Source organism: Paraburkholderia sp. J76 (genome assembly GCF_905220295.1).
Taxonomy (GTDB): domain Bacteria; phylum Pseudomonadota; class Gammaproteobacteria; order Burkholderiales; family Burkholderiaceae; genus Paraburkholderia.
This window is the reverse complement of the sequence record NZ_CAJMZJ010000011.1, coordinates 154,692-174,156: the sequence shown is the minus strand read 5'-3', so window position 1 is coordinate 174,156 and position 19,465 is coordinate 154,692. Positions and strand designations below refer to the sequence as shown.

19 protein-coding genes are annotated in these 19,465 nt (G+C 66.1%); 9 read left to right on the top strand and 10 right to left on the bottom strand.

Features of this window, described 5'->3' with window-relative positions:
- Positions 1–64 precede the first annotated feature (64 nt).
- On the bottom strand, positions 65–1,726 hold the full coding sequence (locus U5768_RS21505; protein WP_322032411.1) for a sensor histidine kinase: 1,662 nt from the start codon (positions 1,724–1,726) through the stop codon (positions 65–67).
- A 12-nt stretch (positions 1,727–1,738) separates the two neighbouring features.
- Positions 1,739–2,503 (bottom strand): response regulator transcription factor, encoded by a 765-nt coding sequence (locus U5768_RS21500; protein ID WP_322032410.1) that lies wholly within the window; start codon positions 2,501–2,503, stop codon positions 1,739–1,741.
- Between the two features lie 248 nt (positions 2,504–2,751).
- On the opposite strand from U5768_RS21500, the gene recA reads away from it, so the two are divergent.
- From recA to U5768_RS21460, 8 genes are all read left to right on the top strand, one after another.
- Complete coding sequence (recA, locus tag U5768_RS21495; protein ID WP_069262865.1) at positions 2,752–3,828, top strand: recombinase RecA; 1,077 nt, start codon at positions 2,752–2,754, stop codon at positions 3,826–3,828.
- A 143-nt stretch (positions 3,829–3,971) separates the two neighbouring features.
- Positions 3,972–4,778, top strand: coding sequence for a recombination regulator RecX (recX, locus tag U5768_RS21490; RefSeq protein WP_322032409.1), 807 nt, complete (start codon positions 3,972–3,974; stop codon positions 4,776–4,778).
- Positions 4,779–4,896: 118 nt separating this feature from the next.
- Positions 4,897–5,592, top strand: a complete 696-nt coding sequence (locus U5768_RS21485; protein WP_322032408.1) for a DUF2889 domain-containing protein — start codon at positions 4,897–4,899, stop codon at positions 5,590–5,592.
- Positions 5,593–5,642: 50 nt separating this feature from the next.
- On the top strand, positions 5,643–6,809 hold the full coding sequence (sucC, locus tag U5768_RS21480; RefSeq protein WP_322032407.1) for an ADP-forming succinate--CoA ligase subunit beta: 1,167 nt from the start codon (positions 5,643–5,645) through the stop codon (positions 6,807–6,809).
- Positions 6,810–6,900: 91 nt separating this feature from the next.
- Entirely contained in the window at positions 6,901–7,782 is an 882-nt protein-coding gene (gene sucD / locus U5768_RS21475) for a succinate--CoA ligase subunit alpha (protein ID WP_322032406.1), read from the top strand.
- Between the two features lie 178 nt (positions 7,783–7,960).
- Positions 7,961–8,683: a TerC family protein gene (locus U5768_RS21470; RefSeq protein WP_322032405.1), complete on the top strand. Its 723-nt coding sequence runs from the start codon at positions 7,961–7,963 to the stop codon at positions 8,681–8,683.
- A 133-nt stretch (positions 8,684–8,816) separates the two neighbouring features.
- A complete protein-coding gene (locus tag U5768_RS21465) occupies positions 8,817–9,428 on the top strand; it encodes a pilin (protein WP_322032404.1) in 612 nt (203 codons plus the stop codon).
- Between the two features lie 143 nt (positions 9,429–9,571).
- The gene (locus U5768_RS21460; RefSeq protein WP_322032403.1) at positions 9,572–11,368 is read left to right on the top strand and encodes a PglL family O-oligosaccharyltransferase; all 1,797 of its coding nucleotides are present in this window, start codon (positions 9,572–9,574) and stop codon (positions 11,366–11,368) included.
- A 36-nt stretch (positions 11,369–11,404) separates the two neighbouring features.
- Here the strand turns inward: U5768_RS21460 and U5768_RS21455 are convergent, their stop codons facing one another.
- Both U5768_RS21455 and moaC read right to left on the bottom strand, forming a co-directional pair.
- Positions 11,405–11,758: a nucleotide pyrophosphohydrolase gene (locus U5768_RS21455; RefSeq protein WP_322032402.1), complete on the bottom strand. Its 354-nt coding sequence runs from the start codon at positions 11,756–11,758 to the stop codon at positions 11,405–11,407.
- A 1-nt stretch (position 11,759) separates the two neighbouring features.
- Entirely contained in the window at positions 11,760–12,239 is a 480-nt protein-coding gene (gene moaC / locus U5768_RS21450) for a cyclic pyranopterin monophosphate synthase MoaC (protein WP_254336372.1), read from the bottom strand.
- A 162-nt stretch (positions 12,240–12,401) separates the two neighbouring features.
- Here moaC and U5768_RS21445 point away from each other — a divergent pair, with 162 nt between their 5' ends.
- Positions 12,402–14,192 carry a M48 family metalloprotease gene (locus U5768_RS21445; RefSeq protein ID WP_322032401.1) on the top strand — a complete coding sequence of 597 codons (1,791 nt, stop codon included), beginning with the start codon at positions 12,402–12,404 and terminating at the stop codon, positions 14,190–14,192.
- Between the two features lie 8 nt (positions 14,193–14,200).
- Here U5768_RS21445 and U5768_RS21440 read toward each other — a convergent pair whose 3' ends face one another.
- From U5768_RS21440 to U5768_RS21415, 6 genes are all read right to left on the bottom strand, one after another.
- On the bottom strand, positions 14,201–14,827 hold the full coding sequence (locus U5768_RS21440; RefSeq protein WP_322032400.1) for a DUF2946 family protein: 627 nt from the start codon (positions 14,825–14,827) through the stop codon (positions 14,201–14,203).
- Entirely contained in the window at positions 14,820–15,908 is a 1,089-nt protein-coding gene (locus U5768_RS21435; RefSeq protein WP_322032399.1) for a YheT family hydrolase, read from the bottom strand. Before U5768_RS21435 ends, U5768_RS21440 begins: the two co-directional genes overlap by 8 nt.
- Positions 15,909–15,935: 27 nt before the next feature.
- Positions 15,936–16,382, bottom strand: coding sequence for a nuclear transport factor 2 family protein (locus U5768_RS21430; RefSeq protein WP_322032398.1), 447 nt, complete (start codon positions 16,380–16,382; stop codon positions 15,936–15,938).
- A gap of 333 nt (positions 16,383–16,715) precedes the next feature.
- Complete coding sequence (gene waaF, locus U5768_RS21425; RefSeq protein ID WP_322032397.1) at positions 16,716–17,741, bottom strand: lipopolysaccharide heptosyltransferase II; 1,026 nt, start codon at positions 17,739–17,741, stop codon at positions 16,716–16,718.
- A 152-nt stretch (positions 17,742–17,893) separates the two neighbouring features.
- On the bottom strand, positions 17,894–18,088 hold the full coding sequence (locus U5768_RS21420; protein WP_028205950.1) for a zinc-finger domain-containing protein: 195 nt from the start codon (positions 18,086–18,088) through the stop codon (positions 17,894–17,896).
- A gap of 54 nt (positions 18,089–18,142) precedes the next feature.
- On the bottom strand, positions 18,143–19,069 hold the full coding sequence (locus U5768_RS21415) for a branched-chain amino acid transaminase (RefSeq protein ID WP_322032396.1): 927 nt from the start codon (positions 19,067–19,069) through the stop codon (positions 18,143–18,145).
- Positions 19,070–19,465 lie beyond the last annotated feature (396 nt).

Here is a 19,465-nt window from a genome sequence, read left to right as displayed (position 1 = left end):
CCGCTTTCTGAAGCGCCTCCGTCAGTTTCACGGCGGTTTCGACGCACGGGCATTGACATGCCGCTCAAGCTTGCCCTTGTCCTTGCCCGCGCAGACGCAGCGTCACGCGCACGAGCGTCCCGGCCAGGCGCGGCGCGTCCTGATAAACGTGATCTGCGATGGCGAGCGTGCCGCCATGCATCGTGGCGATCTCGCGCACGATCGCGAGGCCGAGTCCGCTGCCTTCGCCATCGCGTCCGAGAATGCGGTAGAAGCGCTCGATGACGCGTTCGCGCTCGGCGGGCGGAATGCCCATGCCCGTGTCTTCCACTTCGAGATGAACCACGCCCGCCGCGGGCTCCGGCCGCACGCGCACGGTGATGCGGCCGCCCGCGGGCGTATAGCGGATAGCGTTGTCGATGAGGTTCGAGAGCATTTCGCGCAGCATCACGGGGTTGCCGTCCACTTCCACGCGCGCCGCCGCATCGCCGTCGTCCTCGTCGCTCGCGTAGGCCGTTTCGGGGCCTTCGTAGCCGAGATCCATCTGTTTGGCGAGCGCCGGCTGCACCCAGTCGCGCACGGCGTGACGCGCCACGTCCGCCACATCGACCGGCGTGAAAATTTGCCCCGACATGCGGTTTTCCGCGCGCGCGAGCGCGAGTAACTGCGTGACGAGCCGCGCCGCGTGTTCGGAACTCGTCGCGATCTGTTCGAGCGAGCGGTGCACTTCGGCTGGCGCGTCCTGGCGCAGCGCGAGTTCGGCTTGGGTGCGCAGGCCCGCGAGCGGGGTCTTCATCTGATGCGCGGCGTCGGCGATGAAGCGCTTTTGCAGCTCCATGTTCTGTTCGAGCCGCGTGAGCAGATCGTTGAACGAGGTGACGAGCGGCTCGATTTCGGGCGGCGCGCGGCGCGCTTCGAGCGGCGAAAGGTCGTCGGGGCGGCGCATGCGGATGTTCGATTGCAGCGCGTGCAAGGGAGCGAGGCCGCGCGAGAGACCGAACCAGACGAGCAGGATCGCGAGCGGCAAGATCACGAACTGCGGCAGGATTACGCCCTTGATGATGTCGTTGGCGAGCTGGCGGCGCTTGTCGAGCGTTTCCGCGACCTGCACGAGCACGGGCTGACCCTGGCGGTCGCCGGCGCTGAGATGCGTGGGCTCGACCGTCGTATAGGCGACGCGGATGTCGATGCCGCGCAGCGTGTCGTCGCGGAATTCGACGAGACCCGGTGGCGGGCGGTCGTCGTCGTGCGGCAGCGGCATGTCGCGATCGCCGCCGATCAGCTCGCCGCGGCTGCCGAGCACCTGGTAGAACACGCTGTCGACGTTGTCGGCGCGCAGGAAGTCGCGCGTGGAGGCCGGGAGCGTCAGCTCCGCCACGCCGTTCACGGGCTGGATCTGGCGCGCGAGCACATAGGCGTCGGTTTCGAGCGCGCGGTCGAAGGGGCCGTTGGCGATCGACTTCGCCACGAGATACGTGACCGCGATGCTCATCGGCCAGAGCAGCAGCAAGGGCGCGAGCATCCAGTCGAGAATCTCGCCGAAGAGCGAGCGCGGGCGCGCCTCGGCGGCGGCTTCGGCTTCGTCGGGCGGGGCGAACGGGTTGGCGTAGCGGGCGTCGCGCGCGTCGTCGTCGAGGGCGTCGGCCGCGAATGTCGACGCGCCCGGGGCGGTGTCGCCGGGCCGGCCGCCCGCGCCCGCGGCGCCCTTGGGCGGCACGGCGCGCGCGATGGAGGGACGCCCGGCCATCGTCGACCCCGCCTACTTGAAGTAGTGGCTGGCGGGCATCGTCGGCGCGGCGCCGGGCGCGCCGGCCTCGGTCCGGGCGTTCGGCTGGCTGGCGCCGGTCTGCGTTTCCTTTGCCTCCTTTTCGAGGCAGTAGCCGAGTCCGCGCACCGTCACGATGCGCACGCCGCCCGCTTCGAGCTTCTTGCGCAGCCGGTGCACGTAGACCTCGATGGCGTTGTTGCTGACTTCCTCGCCCCATTCGCACAGGTGATCGACGAGCTGTTCCTTCGAGACGAGGCGCCCCAGGCGCTGCAGCAGCACTTCGAGCACACCCAGTTCGCGCGCCGAAAGATCGAGCACCTGGTCGTTGATGCGCGCGATGCGCCCCACCTGGTCGAACGCGAGCGCGCCGTGACGCACGACGGTCGGGCCGCCGCCCGCGCCGCGCCGCGTAAGCGCGCGCACGCGCGCTTCGAGTTCGTTGAGCGCGAAGGGCTTGGCCATGTAGTCGTCGGCGCCGAGGTCGAGGCCTTTCACGCGCTCGTCCACGCTGTCGGCGGCGGTGAGGATCAGCACGGGCAGACTGGAATTGCGCGCGCGCAAACGGCGCAGCACTTCGAGGCCCGGCATTTTCGGCAGGCCCAGATCGAGGATCAAGAGGTCGAACGACTGCATCGACAAGGCGGTATCGGCGTCCACGCCGTTACGCACGTGATCAACGGCATAGCCCGATTGGCGGAGTGATCTTACGAGCCCGTCCGCGAGTATGCTGTCGTCTTCGGCAATGAGGATTCGCATGTTGCGCCGGCGTCGCCTTCGAGGTGTCTGGGCCTCGCTTTTGAACTCGTAACACCCGCGCCGCGCCGCGTCCTTGAAGGCGCGGCCGGGCGACGCGCGGCGGTCTCCCGAAATTCGCGGTTCTGGAAAGCCAGAAAGGCTTGCCAAAACCACTGTTTTTTTATACAGTGTCTGCGTTCGTGTGCATTAGCCCGAATGAGGCGTGCACATGGTCACGAGACGCCGTTCATCATAGCAAAGGACGATTCATGGAAGATAGCAAGAAAGGCTCGGCTGGGCTGACTGCTGAAAAGAGCAAGGCGCTGGCCGCCGCGCTCGCGCAGATCGAAAAGCAGTTCGGCAAGGGGTCGATCATGCGACTCGGCGACGGCGAAGCGGTCGAGGACATCCAGGTAGTCTCCACTGGCTCGCTCGGCCTCGACATCGCGCTCGGCGTCGGCGGTTTGCCGCGCGGCCGGGTGGTCGAGATCTACGGTCCGGAATCGTCGGGCAAGACCACGCTCACGCTGCAGGTCATCGCCGAAATGCAGAAGCTCGGCGGCACGGCGGCGTTCATCGACGCGGAACACGCGCTCGACGTGCAATACGCCGCCAAGCTCGGCGTGAACGTGCCGGAGCTGCTTATCTCGCAGCCGGACACGGGCGAGCAGGCGCTCGAAATCACCGACGCGCTGGTGCGCTCGGGCTCGATCGACATGATCGTCATCGACTCGGTCGCGGCGCTCGTGCCGAAGGCCGAAATCGAAGGCGAAATGGGCGACTCGCTGCCGGGTTTGCAGGCGCGTCTGATGTCGCAGGCGCTGCGCAAGCTCACCGGCACGATCAAGAAGACGAACTGCATGGTGATCTTCATCAACCAGATCCGCATGAAGATCGGGGTGATGTTCGGCAACCCGGAAACCACCACGGGCGGCAACGCGCTCAAGTTCTACTCGTCGGTGCGCCTGGACATTCGCCGTATCGGTTCGATCAAGAAGAACGACGAAGTGATCGGCAGCGAAACGCGCGTGAAGGTCGTGAAGAACAAGGTCTCGCCGCCGTTCCGCGAAGCCGTGTTCGACATTCTCTACGGCGAGGGCATTTCGCGTCAGGGCGAAATCGTCGACCTCGGCGTGCAGGCCAAGATCGTCGACAAGGCGGGTGCGTGGTACAGCTATAACGGCGAGCGCATTGGCCAGGGCAAGGACAATGCACGCGAATTCCTGCGCGAAAACGCGGATATCGCTCGTGAGATTGAAAACCGCATCCGCGAATCGCTCGGCGTAAGCACGATGCCGGACGGCGTCAAAGATTCCGGCGAAGTCGAAGTCGCTGACGAAGAGTAAGCCCTTCGGGCTCTCGTAGATAAGGCAAGCTGATGCGCAAGGGCGAGTCATCTACGTCCTCGCCTTCCGGCGAGCAGGCTAACTCGCGTGCGGGTTCGCCTGCGGGCTCAACCATGGAAAGGGGCGCCGAGCGGCGTCCTGCCATGAAGCCTGCCGACTCACGGAACCGTTCAAGCCGCGACGCCCAGGCGGGCGATCGCGGCTTTGCGCCTTCCGGCGCGGCATATTCTTCGCCCGCCGATCTCAGCGACGATGGCGGCGCGGTCTTCGAAGTGCCGTTCGAAGCCTTCTTCAGCGCAGACGATGAAACGGCAAACGCGCCGCCGGAGCCGTCGTTCGAAACATCGTTCAAGCGTTCGTCTTTATCCACATCGCGCGCGCCCGCAGAAGCAACGCGCGAATCCGGCTCACCGCACGCCGACCAATACGAGCGCAGTTCGGCCACCCGCGCCGCGCGCGCCAGCGCGCGCGAACAATCGTCCGCCGCGAAGCAGCGCCCCGAGCGCTCCCTCAAGGGCCGCGCGCTCGGCTATCTTTCGCGCCGCGAATACAGCCGCGCCGAACTCTCGCGCAAGCTCGTGCCGTACACCGAAGACGCTGGCGCACTCGAAGCGCTGCTCGATTCGCTCGAGCGCGAAGGCTGGCTTTCCGACGCGCGCTTTGCCGAAAGCGTCGTGCACCGGCGCGCGGCGCGCGTGGGGGCAGGGCGTATCGTCAGCGAACTCAAGCGGCACGCGGTGGGCGACGCACTCATCGAAGAAGTGAACACGCAACTGCGCGAGACCGAACTCACGCGCGCCCGCGCCGTCTGGCAGAAGAAGTACGGCCAGTTGCCCGAAACGCCGGCCGAACGCGCGCGCCAGGCCCGCTTTCTCGCGGCGCGCGGCTTCTCGATGTCGATCATCGGCAAGATCCTCAAGGGAATCGAGGAAGACTGGTCCGATAACTGAGCCGGTCGTCTCGAAAAGTCTCGTGGGCAAGTCCATGCCCAGCCTGTGTGTTCGCGGCTGTCTCAAATACCCGGTATGTTAAAATCGCGAGGTTTTCCAATCCGGTCTTACCTTTAGCATGCCGCTTTCTCCGCCCGTGCCCCGCCAGTTGCGCCATCAGCGCGCCATCCGGGCGGTTGCCTATGAGCGCGAAGACGGCCTGTGGGACATCGACGCGTGCCTGACCGACCACAAGCCACGCGACGTGCCGCTCGCCGCCGGTGTCCGGCCCAATGGTCTGCCGATCCATGAACTCTGGCTGCGTATTACGATCGATCGCAAGCTCAACGTCGTCGACGCAGAAGCGTCGTCCGACTGGGTGCCTTACGACGGTCAGTGCCAGAACGCAAATCCCGCCTATCGGGCCCTTATCGGGCTCAATCTCCTCCAGAACTTCCGCCGCGAAGCGGGCCGGCTGCTCGCCGGCACGGTTGGCTGCACGCATCTCACAGAAATGTTGGGCGTTTTGCCGACTGCTGCGATCCAGGCGTTCGTTGGAGAAGTGTGGGACACATCGAATGGCTCGCCGGGTGAAGCGCCCGGACCGGAACCAGGCAAGACCGCCGGAGGCAATGAGGCCGAAGGTGAAAAGCCGCCCTTCCAGCTTGGCCGCTGCCACGCGCTGCGGTTCGACGGGGAGGCGGTGAAGCAGTTTTATCCGCGCTGGTATGGCCATGTGCCGCGTTCAATAGAGCGCGGCGCGCAAACCGCCAGCGTGCGCGACAGCCGGAGCCCGGGCCAAGAGGGCAGGGCCGACGCCGTCTCGCATGAATAACAACAGCGGAATCGAAGTTCACTCCAACTCTCAGACTGAAGGAATCACGCATGAAGATTCACGAGTACCAGGGTAAGGAAATCCTGCGGAAATTCGGAGTCGCCGTCCCGCGCGGCATCCCGGTGTTTTCGGTGGATGACGCGGTCAAGGCCGCTGAAGAGCTGGGCGGTCCGGTTTGGGTCGTCAAGGCGCAGATCCACGCGGGCGGCCGCGGCAAGGGCGGCGGCGTGAAGGTTGCCAAGACGCTCGAGCAGGTTCGCGAGTACGCGAACCAGATCCTCGGCATGCAGCTCGTCACGCACCAGACCGGTCCGGAAGGCCAGAAGGTCAACCGTCTGCTGATCGAAGAAGGCGCCGACATCAAGCAGGAACTGTATGTCAGCCTCGTCGTCGACCGCGTGTCGCAAAAGATCGTTCTGATGGGTTCGAGCGAAGGCGGCATGGACATCGAAGAAGTCGCCGAAAAGCACCCGGAACTGATCCACAAGGTCATCGTCGATCCGAACACGGGTCTGCTCGACGCGCAAGCCGACGACCTCGCCACGAAGATCGGCGTGCCGGCTGCATCGATTCCGCAAGCGCGTACGATCCTGCAAGGCCTGTACAAGGCATTCTGGGAAACGGACGCATCGCTGGCCGAAATCAACCCGCTGAACGTCTCGAGCAACGGCACCGTGACCGCACTCGACGCGAAGTTCAACTTCGACTCGAACGCGCTGGCACGTCACCCGGAAATCGTCGCTTACCGCGATCTGGACGAAGAAGATCCGGCCGAAATCGAAGCCTCGAAGTTCGACCTCGCGTACATCTCGCTCGACGGCAACATCGGCTGTCTGGTGAACGGCGCAGGTCTGGCCATGGCGACGATGGACACCATCAAGCTGTTCGGCGGCGAGCCGGCGAACTTCCTCGACGTGGGCGGTGGCGCCACGACCGAGAAGGTCACCGAAGCGTTCAAGCTCATGCTCAAGAACCCGGGCCTGAAGGCGATCCTCGTGAACATCTTCGGCGGCATCATGCGCTGCGACGTGATCGCGGAAGGCGTGATCGCCGGTTCGAAGGCCGTGAACCTGAACGTGCCGCTCGTCGTGCGCATGAAGGGCACGAACGAGGACCTCGGCAAGAAGATGCTGGCCGAATCGGGCCTGCCGATCATCTCGGCAGACAGCATGGAAGAGGCCGCGCAGAAGGTTGTCGCGGCTGCCGAAGGCAAGTAATTTTCACGGGACACGAATGGCGTGATGCCGGCGCGGCCACCGCAAAGAATGTGGCAGTGCGGCATGGCGCCAGACGAACAGAGGTCAATACATGTCGATTCTGATCAACAAAGACACCAAGGTCATCACGCAGGGCATCACCGGCAAGACCGGTCAGTTCCACACCCGCGCTTGCCGCGAGTACGCGAACGGCCGCGAAGCGTTCGTCGCTGGCGTGAACCCGAAGAAGGCCGGCGAAGATTTCGAAGGCATTCCTATCTACGCGAACGTGCGTGAAGCCAAGGACGCCACCGGCGCGACCGTTTCGGTCATCTACGTGCCGCCGGCAGGCGCTGCTGCTGCGATCTGGGAAGCTGTCGAAGCCGACCTCGATCTCGCGATCTGTATCACGGAAGGCATTCCGGTTCGCGACATGATCGAAGTGAAGGACCGTATGCGCCGCGAAGGCCGCAAGACGCTGCTCCTCGGCCCGAACTGCCCCGGCACGATCACGCCGGACGAGCTGAAGATCGGCATCATGCCGGGTCACATCCACCGCAAGGGCCGCATCGGCGTCGTGTCGCGTTCGGGCACGCTCACGTACGAAGCGGTTGCCCAACTGACCGCGCTCGGCCTCGGCCAGTCGTCGGCAGTCGGTATCGGCGGCGACCCGATCAACGGTCTGAAGCACATCGACGTCATGAAGATGTTCAACGACGATCCGGAGACGGACGCCGTGATCATGATCGGCGAGATCGGCGGTCCGGACGAAGCCACGGCAGCGGAGTGGATCAAGGGCAACATGAAGAAGCCGGTCGTCGGCTTCATCGCGGGCGTCACGGCGCCTCCGGGCAAGCGCATGGGCCACGCCGGCGCGCTGATCTCGGGCGGTGCGGACACGGCCGACGCGAAGCTGGAAATCATGGACGCGTGCGGCATCAAGGTCACGCGCAACCCGTCGGAAATGGGCCGTCTGCTGAAGTCGATCCTGTAATTTCAAATTGCGCCGCCGCTCGTGCATCATGCATGCGCGGGCGGCCAGCGTTTTTTGATATGCTTGCGGAATCCTTTCACGAGGTTTCCGAACAAAAAGCGAGGGAGCCAGTCATGGCCTCCTCGCTTTTTTATTTGCGCCTGCTCCGCACGCGCTTTTCTCACGTTCTGCGGCTTCCATGCTCGACTTCTTCGCGACGCTCCATTGGGGCGCTGTCATCCAGATCATCGTCATCGACATCCTGCTCGGCGGCGACAACGCCGTGGTGATCGCGCTCGCCTGCCGCGACCTGCCTTCGCAGCAGCGCATGCGCGGCATTCTGTGGGGCACCGCCGGCGCGATCGCGCTGCGCGTGGTGCTGATCGCCTTCGCGGTGGTGCTGCTCAACGTGCCGTTTCTCAAGTTCACGGGCGGCTTGCTGTTGCTCTGGATCGGCGTGCGGCTGCTCGCGCCCAGCCATCTCGAACACGCCAACGTGAAGCCCGCCGACAAGCTGATGGGCGCGATCAAGACGATCGTCGTCGCCGACGCGGTGATGAGCCTCGACAACGTGGTGGCGATTGCCGGCGCGGCCGAAGCGGCCGACCCGCGCCATCGCATCGCGCTCGTGATCTTCGGGCTGATGGTGAGTATTCCGCTCATCGTGTGGGGCAGCCAGCTCGTGCTCAAGCTGCTCGACCGCTACCCGGTGATCGTCACGCTCGGCGCGGCGCTGCTCGGCTGGATTGCGGGCGGCCTGATCGTCAACGATCCCGCCGGCGACCGCTGGCCGCTGCTCGATACGCCGGTGGCCGAATACGGCATGTGCGTGGCGGGCGCGGTGTTCGTCGTCGCGCTCGGGACCTGGCTCAGGCGCCGCAACGCGCGGCGCGGCGGGACGGCTGGGCCGCAGTCGCACTGAGTACTGCACGCCTGTGGCTGTGCCATTGCGCATAGGCCGTCTGGCCGACTGATGCGCGAAGCGGGCCGCCGATACGATCAAGACGCCTGTTCACGAGTGTGAGCAGGCGTTTCTTGTTTCAGGAGCCCTGACGATGATCGTATCCGTACTACCCTTGAGTGCGCCGCCGCGCAACGCCGGCGCGTGCCTCGCCCGCTTTTCCCGCCTCGCAAGCCTTGCCGCCCGCTGGACGGCGCGCGGCTTCACGCTGATCGAACTGATGATCGTGCTCGCGATCGTCGGCGTGATCGCCGCTTACGCCATTCCCGCGTACCAGGACTACCTCGCCCGCAGCCGCGTGGGCGAGGGTCTTTCGCTCGCGGCTTCCGCGCGCCTTGCCGTGGCGGAAAACGCCGCGAGCGGCAACGCGTTCGGCGCGGGCTACACGGTGCCGCCCGCGACGCGCAACGTGGAGTCGCTGCATATCGACGACACGACCGGCCAGATCACGATTGCCTTCACCTCGCGCGTGGCGCCCGAGGGCAGCAATACGATCGTGCTGGTGCCTTCGGTGCCCGACAACGCCGATGCGCCCACCGCGCGCGTCGCGCTCGCACAGGGCAGCGTGCAAGGCGGCACGCTCACGTGGGAGTGCTTCGCAGCGGGCAAGGCGGCTTCGTCGCTTGGCGCGCCCGGCGCGGGACCGTCGCCGGTGGACGCCGCAACGCTCGCGGGCAATCTCGCGCCGCCGGAGTGCCGCGCATAAGGTTCAGGCCCAGGTGCGGGGGCAACAGCAAGCGCTTGCAGCAAGCTCGCGCGGCGCGTGCGGAGGTGGCTCAACCGGCCGCAACCGCACAGCGGGGGAAAAGTTTTGTATAGTGCCCCGTTGCTGAACGCCCCCGCCCAACCATGCCCTCCAATTTTGCGCGTTACCTTACGTTCGTCTTGCTGGCCCTCGCGTTGACGCTGCCCTATGCGGTCGTCAACCACACCTATCCGATTCCCACGTTCTACGCGGAATTCGTTGCACTGACACTCTATGTGCTGATGGGCGCCGCGACGCTGCTGCTCGTTCGTCCGGCGCGCGCGGGCGAGGGCTTTGCGTCGCCCACGGTCGCGCTCGTGCCGCTTTTCTTCGGCCTGCTGCTGGTCGTGCAGACGTTCGCATTGCCGCTCGCCGAGCCATCGATGAACTGGCTCGGCGCGGGTTATCTGCTCGCCGCTTTCCTCGCGACGCACGCGGGCTACACCATCACGCGTGCGCGCCTCATGCAGTCGGCGCTCGTTTGGGGGGCGTTTGCGCTGCAGTTCGGCGGCCTTTTCGCGGTGTTCAGCCAGGTGATCCAGCTCTTTCATCTGGAAACGAAGGTCACGCCGCTCGTCGTCGCGTACAACGTGACGGTGGAGCGCCGGCCGTTCGGCAACATGGCGCAGGCCAATCACCTCGCCACCTATATCGCGTTCGCGATGGCCGGTGCGATGTATCTCGCGCTCACGCGGCGTCTGAACGTTCTGCTATGGGGCATCCTGACGGCGATCTATTCGGGTGGCCTCGCGCTCACGGTCTCGCGCGGGCCGTGGCTGCAGATGGGCGTGATTTTCGTCGCCGGCCTGTGGATCGCCCTCACGGGCTGCCGCAGCGAAACAGGCGAGGACCGTAAAGCCGGCGGCGTGCGCGCCTGGATCATTCCGGTCGTGCTCGTGCTGATCTTTTTCGGCATGAATGCGTTCGTGCGCTGGGCCAACGTCCACTATGGCCTCGACCTTGCGCAGTCGGCCGCCGAGCGCATGCAGGACGCGAGCCAGATCGCGCCGCGCCTCGCGCTGTGGCGCTACGGCTGGACGATGTTCAGGTCGCATCCGGTGCTGGGCGTCGGCTGGGGCGATTTCCCGGTGCATCAGTTCGAACTCGTGCGCTCGCTTGGCGGCGTCGAGATCGCCAACAACGCGCACGATATCTTCCTCGACCTGCTCGCGAAAACCGGCCTTGTCGGGCTTGGCATCGTCGTGATCGGGCTCGTCGCGTGGTTCGTGCGCGGGCTGCGCGCGCCGCACACCGCCGAGCGCGTGTTCGGCTTCATGCTGATCGGCGTGCTCGTCATGCATGCGCTCGTCGAATATCCGCAGCAGTACATGTTCTTCCTGCTGCCGGCGATGTTCGTGTTCGGCTTGCTGGAGACGAAGCCGCTGCGGATCGTGCCGTCACGCGTCTCGTTCGGCGTGTATGCGGTGGTAGTGTTCGGCGGCGTGGCGGCGCTGTATCCGGTGCTGCGTGACTACAACCGCGCCGAGGTGCTCTATTACGGGCAGCATCCGGCGCGCGACTATGGCGACGATCCTTCACGCCTGTTCGGCGCGTGGGGCGACTATGGCATGGCTACGCTCTTGCCGATGAATTCCGCGAGCCTTTCGAGCAAGCTTTACGCGCACCAGCGGGCCATCGCGCTGCTGCCCGGCGAAACGGTGCTGCGCCGTTATGCCGTTTTGCAGGCGCTGGACGGCGACACGGCGGGCGCATTCGATACAGTGGAGCGCCTGCGCATTTTCGCGACAGAACTGCACGACTGGCCGACGCAGCTCGCTTCGCTCTACGGTCTGCTCGACGAGCAGCCCACGCTTGCTGATTTCAAGGCGCAACTCGTCAAGAAATACGGGACGCCGGCGAAGTCGGTCGAAGAAGACGACGAGGACGATTCGGACGATTGAGCCTCGCGGCTCGGGCGTGAAGCGGCGGCGCGCGAGTCAAAGCTCGGAGTACTTCGCGGCGCTGCCCTTCGCCTTTTCCACTGGGTAGCGCTGCGCGTTGAGCTTGAGCTTTTCCGCGGCCGCATCGACGAGATCGATACCGGCGGTATGCGCGACCAGCAAAAGGTAGATGAAGACATCCGCGCATTCGTGCCTGAGATGCGCGAGTTGCGCGGGATCGGCGAGGAGGGCGTCGATCTGCGCGTCGGTTTTCCACTGCACCGTTTCCAGCAGCTCGCCGGCCTCGATGCTCGTCGAGACGATCAGGTTGCGCAACGTGTGAAACTGCTGCCAGTCGCGCTCGTCCCGAAACGCGAGGATCTGCGCCCGCAGTTCGTCGAGAGTCGTCATTTCAGCGCTCCGCCACCCAATCCCCCGACTTCCCGCCGTGCTTCTCCAGCACGCGCACATCGGTGATCGTCATGCCGCGATCCACCGCCTTGCACATGTCGTAGACGGTCAACAGCCCGACCTGCACGGCGGTCAGCGCCTCCATCTCCACGCCGGTGCGGCCGAGCGTTTCGACCTGCGCCGTGCAGTGGACGCCGGGCAGCGTTTCGTCGAGCGCGAAGTCCACCTTGACGCGCGTGATCGCGAGCGGATGGCATAGCGGAATCAGATCCGAGGTGCGCTTCGCTCCCTGAATCGCGGCGATGCGCGCCACGCCGATCACGTCGCCTTTTTTCGCGTGGCCGTCGCGGATCAGCGCGAAGGTTTCCGGCAACATGCGGATCGTGCCGCTCGCGAGCGCAATGCGCTTCGTCTCTGCCTTGCCGCCGACATCGACCATATGGGCGTCGCCGGCTGCGTCGAAATGCGTGAGTTCAGGCATGGTCGGTTCTTCCTTGAGGGGTACCTATCTTAACAGTGCGGCAAGGGCTGTAAGGCGGGCGGCAGCACGGGCTACAATCAGTCGCTCAGCACACGCGAGCGCAGGCGGTCCGCATCGGGCGCGCCGCAGCGCCCGTGTTCCGCCTCCCCGATCCTGTCATCAATGCGTCTGAAACGGCTGCTTGCTGCATGGTTGTGCGCCTCGCTCGCGGTTTCCCCGCAAGCGCACGCGCAGGCGTCGAAAGCTGCCGTGCTCGATGCCGGCGCGGCGCAGCCGGCGGCCGCGAAGGTCGCCCCGGCCCCCTCTGGCGCCGCAACCCATGCGGCGCCCGCGCTGGTCAGCGGCCCCTTCAACGACACCGCGGACCCCGTCATTCCCGCTTCGATCGCGCAGGGCGTGTTCGGCACTTATGGCGGCGCGCAGAGCCGCTTTTCGGCGCCGGGCCAGACCGGCGCGGCTTCCTCCGGCGGCAACGCCAGCGGGCGTGCGCCCGCCTGGGTGCCGCAACTGCCGGACCTCGGCGACGGCTCGGGCGGCGCGCTCACGCCGCAGGCCGAGCGCCGTATCGGCGAGCGCGTGATGCGCGAGATTCGCCGCGACCCCGACTATATCGGCGACTGGCTCGTGCGCGACTACCTCAATTCGGTCGCCGCGCGCCTGGCCGCGGCTGCGAACGCGCAGTTCATCGGCGGTTATCGGCCCGACTTCGATCTGTTCGCGATCCGCGACGGCCAGATCAATGCGTTTTCGCTGCCGGGCGGTTTCATCGGCGTGAACTCGGGGCTCATCGTCGTCACGCAGACGGAATCCGAGCTTGCCTCCGTGCTGGCTCACGAGATGGGCCACGTATTGCAGCGGCACATCGCGCGCATGCTTTCGCAAAGCGAGCGCAGCGGTCTTGCCGCGCTCGCAGGCGTGCTGTTCGGCATTCTCGCGGGCGTGCTCGCGCATAGCGGCGACCTGGGCGCCGGGATCGCGCTCGGCAGCCAGGCGGCCGCCGTGGACAGCCAGTTGCGCTTCTCGCGCGCCGCCGAGCACGAAGCCGATCGCGTCGGCTTCCAGTTGCTCACGGGCGCGGGTTACGACCCGTGGGGCATGGTGGCGTTTTTCGAGCGGCTCGATCGCGATTCGATGGAGGACACGGGCGTGCCCGCGTACGCGCGCACGCACCCGCTCACGGGCGAGCGCATCGCGGACATGCAGGACCGCGCGCGCCGCGCCGCTTACCGGCAGCCGCGCCAGGCGCCCGAATACGGCTTCGTGCGCGCACGCGTGCGCGTGCTTCAGGACCGCTCGCGTAACGAGTACATCGACGAGGTTGCGCGCCTGCGCTCGGAGTTGGAGGACCGCACGGCGCTCAACGTCGCCGCGAACTGGTACGGCATTGCCTGCGCACAAACGCTGCTGGAGCGCTACGACGACGCCACGGCCTCGCTCGCGAACGCGCGCGCGGCGTTCGTGCGGTTCGAGGCCGCGGACGGCAGCAAAACGCGGAATTCGCCGAGTCTCGACGTGCTTGCCGTGGATATCGCGCGCCGCTCGGGCCGCGCCGACGACGCCGTACGGCTAGGCGAGGCCGCGCACAAGGCGTGGCCGGGTTCCCACGCAGCCACCGACTCGCTGCTGCAAGCGCTCATCGCGGCGCGCCGGTTCAAGGAGGCGCAGACGCTCGCGCGCAGCCAGGCCGAGGCCGAACCGCAGCAAGACGCATGGTGGCTTTATCTGGCGCAGGCGAGCGCGGGACTCGGCGATGCGCTCACGCAGCATCGCGCGATGGCCGAGAAGCTCGCGCTCGACGGCGCGTGGCCCTCGGCCATTCGCCAGCTCAAGGAGGCGCGCGACATGAAATCGGTGGGCTACTACGACCTGTCGACCATCGAGGCACGCCTGCACGACTTCGAGGCGCGCTACAAGCAGGAGCGCCAGGACGAGAAAGACGAGGGCCGCGGCTGAGCCGGTCTTTAGCCGCCTGCGCTGGACGCAGGCGGCGTGCCGGCGTGCTGCGCCGCTTGTGCTTCGCGCCCGGCGCGGGCCGGACTCGTCACGAAAGCGAAGCGTGCGCTTGCCTCGTCGCGTTTGATTGGCTGCAGCGGCAACGCCGCGTCGGCGCGCCAGTGAAACGTGCCGCTATGGGCGTCGTCGGCGAGCGTGGCGTGATCGGTGAAGAGATCGAGGTCGTGGTCGTGCAGCAGCGCCGCGCGCGGCGGCGTGTTCGCATCGGCGAAGATCACGCTGCCGGCTTCGTCGAGGTATGCGGCTATGGGCTCAAATGCTTGACCGCCCTGATCCGTGAGCGTCAAGCCGCCCTCGTCGACAGCGAGACGCACGACCCACGGCGTGTATTCGAGTTCGACATACACGCGCTGCGGGCCGTTCTGGAAGTACCACTGGCCGTGTTCGTCGCGCTCGTAGTTGCGGTTGATGAAGCCGAGCAGCGCTTCGTGGCGGATCGCCGTGCCGGGCGCGTTCTGCGCTTGCGCGGCTTCGTCGCGCATGCGCCAGTTGCCGCGTGCGTCGAGCAGCAGCCAGCCCGTGCAATGCGGGACGTTGGGCCAGCGCGCGAGCGCCTGTTTGACGATGTCATCCATGAGAGACGAAAGGCGAGAGATAAGTGAACACGCGCTGCGCGAGCCAGTTGCTGCGGCCGGGGAACGGTCCCGTCATGAAGCCGACGTGGCCGCCGTGCGCAGGCTGATCCAGCTCGACGGACGCGCTCACTTCGTGGCGCGCGGGCAGCGCGCGGCCCGGCAGGAACGGATCGTTGCGCGCGTTCAGCACGAGCGTGGGGACGACGATTTCGCCAAGCAAAGGGCGGATCGTCGCCTGGGTGTAATAGTCGTGGGTGTTGCGAAAACCGTGCAGCGGCGCCGTCACGACATTGTCGAATTCGTACATCGTGCGGCTCGCGAGCACGGCTTGCGCGTCGAAGAGACCCGGGTACTGCACGAGTTTCTGGAGCGCCTTGACTTTCAACGTCTTCAGGAAGCTGCGCGTGTAGACCATGCCGAAGCCCTGCGTGAGCATCTGACTGCCCGCATGCACGTCGAGCGGCGTGGAGATCGCGGCGGCGGCCGCGACGATCGCGGCGTCTTCGCGGCGCTGCGCGAGCCAGTGCAGCAGCACGTTGCCGCCGAGCGACACGCCCGCGACGACGATCGGCCCGGCGTGACGCGCGGCGAAGCGGCGCAGCACCCAGTCCACCTCGTCGGAATCGGCGAGATGATAGAAGCGCGGCAGCAGATTCAGCGGACCGCTGCAACTGCGAAAGTGGGGAATCGCCGCGTGCCAGCCGCGCGCGTGGGCGGCGGCCGCGAGCGCGCGCGCGTAGTGCGAACTCGAGCCGCCTTCCAGGCCATGGAAAAGCACGAAGAGCGGGGCGTCACGTCCACCGCGCGCGCCGCCTGAATCCGCGCCGGCGCTTTGTCCGTCCAGCCAGTCCACTTCGATGAAATCGCCGTCGGGCGTGTCCCATCGCTCGCGCCGGTAGGCGGGCGCGGGCAGGCGCGAGAAGAGCGCCGGGACGATGGTCTGGATGTGCGCGCCGGGCAGCCAGAAGGGCGCGCGGTAGTCGTCGTCGTAGTGGGGGCCAAGCAGGGCGGCCTGGGCTTCGAGCGCGGCGGCGACGCGGGCCGCCTCGCCGGGCTTGCTGGTGTCGTCGGTCGTACTCATGACTGCCCCCTGCTTTGCGCCTTTATTTCAATGCAGCGCGCCCTGGCCGTGGCGCAATTTGGCCGAGAACTGAGTGGCTGCGTCGTCGGGCATGCGGCTCGCGTGAATGTGCGCGATACGCCACTCGCCGCGTTCGTGAACCATCACGTAGGTCGTGAAGACCATGGCGGGAATCGCGCCGGGATCGACGGGGCGATGCGCTTCCACGATCGCGTAGACCACGGTGCCGAGGCTGTCGTATACGCGGATGTCGAGCGGCTCGATCGACACCGGCGCCGCTTCGAGCTGCGTGGCAAGGCCCGCGCGGATGCTCGACAGGCCATGCAGATGCGCGCCTTCCGCGGTGATACAGCTCACGAATTCTTCATCGATCCACAGACCCATCAAGCTGTCGATGTTGGCTTCCGCGACGGCCTGGTAGTAGGCGTTGAGGGTGTCCGCGGCGGCTTCGAAGATGTGGGCAAAACGTGGCATGGCTCGTTGGTCTTGTGCGCTCGGTGTTGCACTCGGCGTGTACCTGGCGCGGGTTGGCGGATGATCGGTTGCGTCGCTTCGCGTCTGTCGCTGCGCTGCCCGCGCGCTTCGCTACGAATACGCGCGAGCATGCGGCTTTCGCGAGACAGGCCTGTGACGTGCTCCGATGCGGCGCTTTGGTCCCTCCCGCGCCTCGATGTCTCTATTGGGCGCGCGCAACGCGCGTGGCGTCCGTTGCGTGGCGCACATCCATTGGGGTGTGCGATGTTTCCGGCGTGGCGGGCGGCACAGGGCCGCCCGATGCTGGCCGGCGATGCTCGCTGCTTACTCTGCTTATCGCTGCCCGAGCAGCATGCCGCGCAGATCGCCGAAAACCTGCTCCGGGCTCAGTTCGCGCAGGCAGTTCAGATGCCCGAGCGGACACTCGCGGGCAAAGCAGGGACTACATTCGAGGTGTAGCCATTGTACCTTTGCAAGCTCGGACAAGGGCGGCGTGTGGCGCGGATCCGTCGAACCGTAGAGCGCGACCAGCGGGCGGCGCAGCGCGGCGGCCACGTGCATCAGGCCCGAATCGTTGGTCACCACGGCGTTCGCGCGCGAGATCAGCGCGCATGCTTCGCCGAGCGCGGTCTGCCCGCACAGGTTGCGCACGTTCGGCGCGCGATCGGCAATGGCCTGGGCGAGCGGAGCGTCCTTCGGCGAGCCGAGCGCGACGATCTGCGTGTACGGAAACGACTGGCCCACCATCTTCGCGAGCGCCGCGAAATGCTCGGGCGGCCAGCGCTTGGCCGGCCCGTACTCGGCGCCTGGGCAGAACACGAGCAGCGGCACGCGCGTGTCGAGATTGAAGCGCGCCGACACGCGCGAAGCCTCGTTCGGGTCCGACTCGAGGCGCGGCATGGGCAGGTCGTCGGGCACGCTCGCGCCGGGCGCGTAGGCGAGCGCGGCGTAGTGCCTGACCATGGGCGGGCGCTCGTCCTTCGACGGATTCGCATGGCGCACGTTCAGGAGACCGTAGCGGTTCTCGCCCGTATAGCCGATGCGAAGCCCGATATTGGCGAGCCACGGGATCAGAGCGGACTTGAGCGAATTGGGCAGCACGTAGGCGGCGTCGTAGCGCTCGGCGCGCAAATCGCCCGCCAGTTGCCAGCGGCGCACCAGTTGCAGCTTGCCGTGGCCGAGGTCGGTGGCGTAGACGTCGCGGATCTCGGGCATGCGCTCGAGCACAGGCGCAACCCACGTCGGCGCGATCGCGTCGATCTGAATGCGTGGGTGCAGTTTCACGAGCCGCGAAAAAAGCGGCTGCGCCATCAGTGCGTCACCGATCCAGTTCGGTGCGATTACCAGCGCGCGGCGCATCGGGAGTCAGGGTCCTGGAGAGGGTAGAGGTTGAGCGCGCGCTTTCCCGTAACGGGCGGCGCGCGAAACGCGGTTGGAAAAAATGGCGGCGAGCGCGCCGGTCCAGTGACGCGCCGTACGCGACGATGGCGGAGCGCCGCAAGCGATGCGGCTCAGTGGCCGTGAACGACCTCGCCCGCGCGCAGCTTGTAACGCGTGCTGCAGTACGGGCACTTCGCTTCGCCGTGGGTCACGTCGAGGAATACGCGCGGATGGTTGCTCCAGCGCGGCATCGACGGATTCGGGCAGTAAGCGGGCAGATCCTTGGCCGAAAGTTCGACCAGAGGCATTTCCTTGATTTCGCTCATGAGGACGATTCTCTGTGTAGCTGTGGAGGCCGGGCGTTGGTTCGCCCGGCCCTTTCATTCCTGGACCTTGGCGAGCCAGTGCGCGTACTTCTCGCTTTTGCCCGAAACGACGTCGAAGAACGCCGATTGCAGCTTCTCCGTGACCGGGCCGCGCGAGCCGCTGCCGATGGTGCGGTTGTCGAGTTCGCGGATCGGCGTGACTTCGGCGGCGGTGCCGGTGAAGAACGCTTCGTCGCAGGTGTAGACCTCGTCGCGCGTGATGCGCTTTTCGATCACCGGGATGCCCATGTCGCGCGCGAGCGTGATGACCGTGTCGCGCGTGATGCCGTCGAGGCACGACGAGAGGTCCGGCGTGTACAGCTTGCCGTTGTTCACGAGGAAGAAGTTCTCGCCCGAGCCTTCCGACACGTAGCCGTCCACGTCGAGCAGCAGCGCTTCGTCGTAGCCGTCGGCGGTGGCTTCCTGGTTGGCGAGGATCGAGTTCACGTACCAGCCCGAAGCCTTGGCGCGCACCATCGACACGTTCACGTGATGGCGCGTGAACGACGACGTCTTCACGCGGATGCCGCGGGCGAGGCCGTCTTCGCCGAGGTAGGCGCCCCACGGCCACGCGGCGATGGCCACGTGAATGGTGTTGCCCTTGGCCGAAACGCCGAGCTTTTCCGAGCCGACCCAGATGATCGGGCGGATGTAGCACGACTCGAGCTTGTTTTCGCGCACGACTTCGAGCTGGGCGTCGGCGAGCGTCTTTGCGTCGAACGGTACGTCCATCTGGAAAATCTTGGCCGAGTTGAGCAGACGTTTCGTATGCTCGGCGAGACGGAAGATGGCGGTGCCGTTGGCCGTCTTGTAGGCGCGTACGCCTTCGAAAACGCCCATGCCGTAATGCAGCGTGTGGGTCAGCACGTGAATGTTGGCGTCGCGCCAATCAATCAGCTTGCCGTCCATCCAGATCTTGCCGTCGCGGTCGGCCATTGACATACGATTCTCCAGACAAGTGCAGTAAATATCGGGCTGATGCAGGGGCTTCGCCGCGCGCCGCGTGGCTGCGTCTGGCAAAGATTTCTATTTTAGCGTCATTTGACGCCTCTCAGCGCGCCCGCGGGCGCGTGGGGCGGGGTCTTCGGGCGATTTCAGGGACGTTTCGGGCGCATGCCACGGATTTTTTTTCAGCCCTCGTCCATACTGCGGCGCAGCAAATCGCGTGAAGGCCCGCCGGGCGAGCAGCGTCTGCCCAAATACGGGAGATTCGCCAGGACACGTCTCAGATCCTCCTGGCTATCAGCTAAAATACCGATCTCGCAATTCGATGCGGGCTCGTGCCAGCGACGAGCACGTCCTGCCGCGCCAGATACGGCCCGCGGCGCCGCATCGCCT

Excerpts from the sequence above, each read along its gene's own strand:
- U5768_RS21460 (WP_322032403.1), top strand. The coding sequence starts at position 9,572 with ATGCCCTCCAATTTTGCGCGTTACCTTACGTTCGTCTTGCTGGCCCTC.
- recX (WP_322032409.1), top strand. The coding sequence starts at position 3,972 with ATGAAGCCTGCCGACTCACGGAACCGTTCAAGCCGCGACGCCCAGGCG.
- U5768_RS21500 (WP_322032410.1), bottom strand. The coding sequence starts at position 2,503 with ATGCGAATCCTCATTGCCGAAGACGACAGCATACTCGCGGACGGGCTC.
- sucD (WP_322032406.1), top strand. The coding sequence starts at position 6,901 with ATGTCGATTCTGATCAACAAAGACACCAAGGTCATCACGCAGGGCATC.
- U5768_RS21470 (WP_322032405.1), top strand. The coding sequence starts at position 7,961 with ATGCTCGACTTCTTCGCGACGCTCCATTGGGGCGCTGTCATCCAGATC.
- recA (WP_069262865.1), top strand. The coding sequence starts at position 2,752 with ATGGAAGATAGCAAGAAAGGCTCGGCTGGGCTGACTGCTGAAAAGAGC.
- waaF (WP_322032397.1), bottom strand. The coding sequence starts at position 17,741 with ATGCGCCGCGCGCTGGTAATCGCACCGAACTGGATCGGTGACGCACTG.
- moaC (WP_254336372.1), bottom strand. The coding sequence starts at position 12,239 with ATGCCTGAACTCACGCATTTCGACGCAGCCGGCGACGCCCATATGGTC.
- U5768_RS21440 (WP_322032400.1), bottom strand. The coding sequence starts at position 14,827 with ATGGATGACATCGTCAAACAGGCGCTCGCGCGCTGGCCCAACGTCCCG.
- U5768_RS21505 (WP_322032411.1), bottom strand. The coding sequence starts at position 1,726 with ATGGCCGGGCGTCCCTCCATCGCGCGCGCCGTGCCGCCCAAGGGCGCC.
- U5768_RS21465 (WP_322032404.1), top strand. The coding sequence starts at position 8,817 with ATGATCGTATCCGTACTACCCTTGAGTGCGCCGCCGCGCAACGCCGGC.
- U5768_RS21455 (WP_322032402.1), bottom strand. The coding sequence starts at position 11,758 with ATGACGACTCTCGACGAACTGCGGGCGCAGATCCTCGCGTTTCGGGAC.
- U5768_RS21420 (WP_028205950.1), bottom strand. The coding sequence starts at position 18,088 with ATGAGCGAAATCAAGGAAATGCCTCTGGTCGAACTTTCGGCCAAGGAT.
- sucC (WP_322032407.1), top strand. The coding sequence starts at position 5,643 with ATGAAGATTCACGAGTACCAGGGTAAGGAAATCCTGCGGAAATTCGGA.
- U5768_RS21445 (WP_322032401.1), top strand. The coding sequence starts at position 12,402 with ATGCGTCTGAAACGGCTGCTTGCTGCATGGTTGTGCGCCTCGCTCGCG.
- U5768_RS21435 (WP_322032399.1), bottom strand. The coding sequence starts at position 15,908 with ATGAGTACGACCGACGACACCAGCAAGCCCGGCGAGGCGGCCCGCGTC.
- U5768_RS21430 (WP_322032398.1), bottom strand. The coding sequence starts at position 16,382 with ATGCCACGTTTTGCCCACATCTTCGAAGCCGCCGCGGACACCCTCAAC.
- U5768_RS21485 (WP_322032408.1), top strand. The coding sequence starts at position 4,897 with ATGCCGCTTTCTCCGCCCGTGCCCCGCCAGTTGCGCCATCAGCGCGCC.
- U5768_RS21415 (WP_322032396.1), bottom strand. The coding sequence starts at position 19,069 with ATGTCAATGGCCGACCGCGACGGCAAGATCTGGATGGACGGCAAGCTG.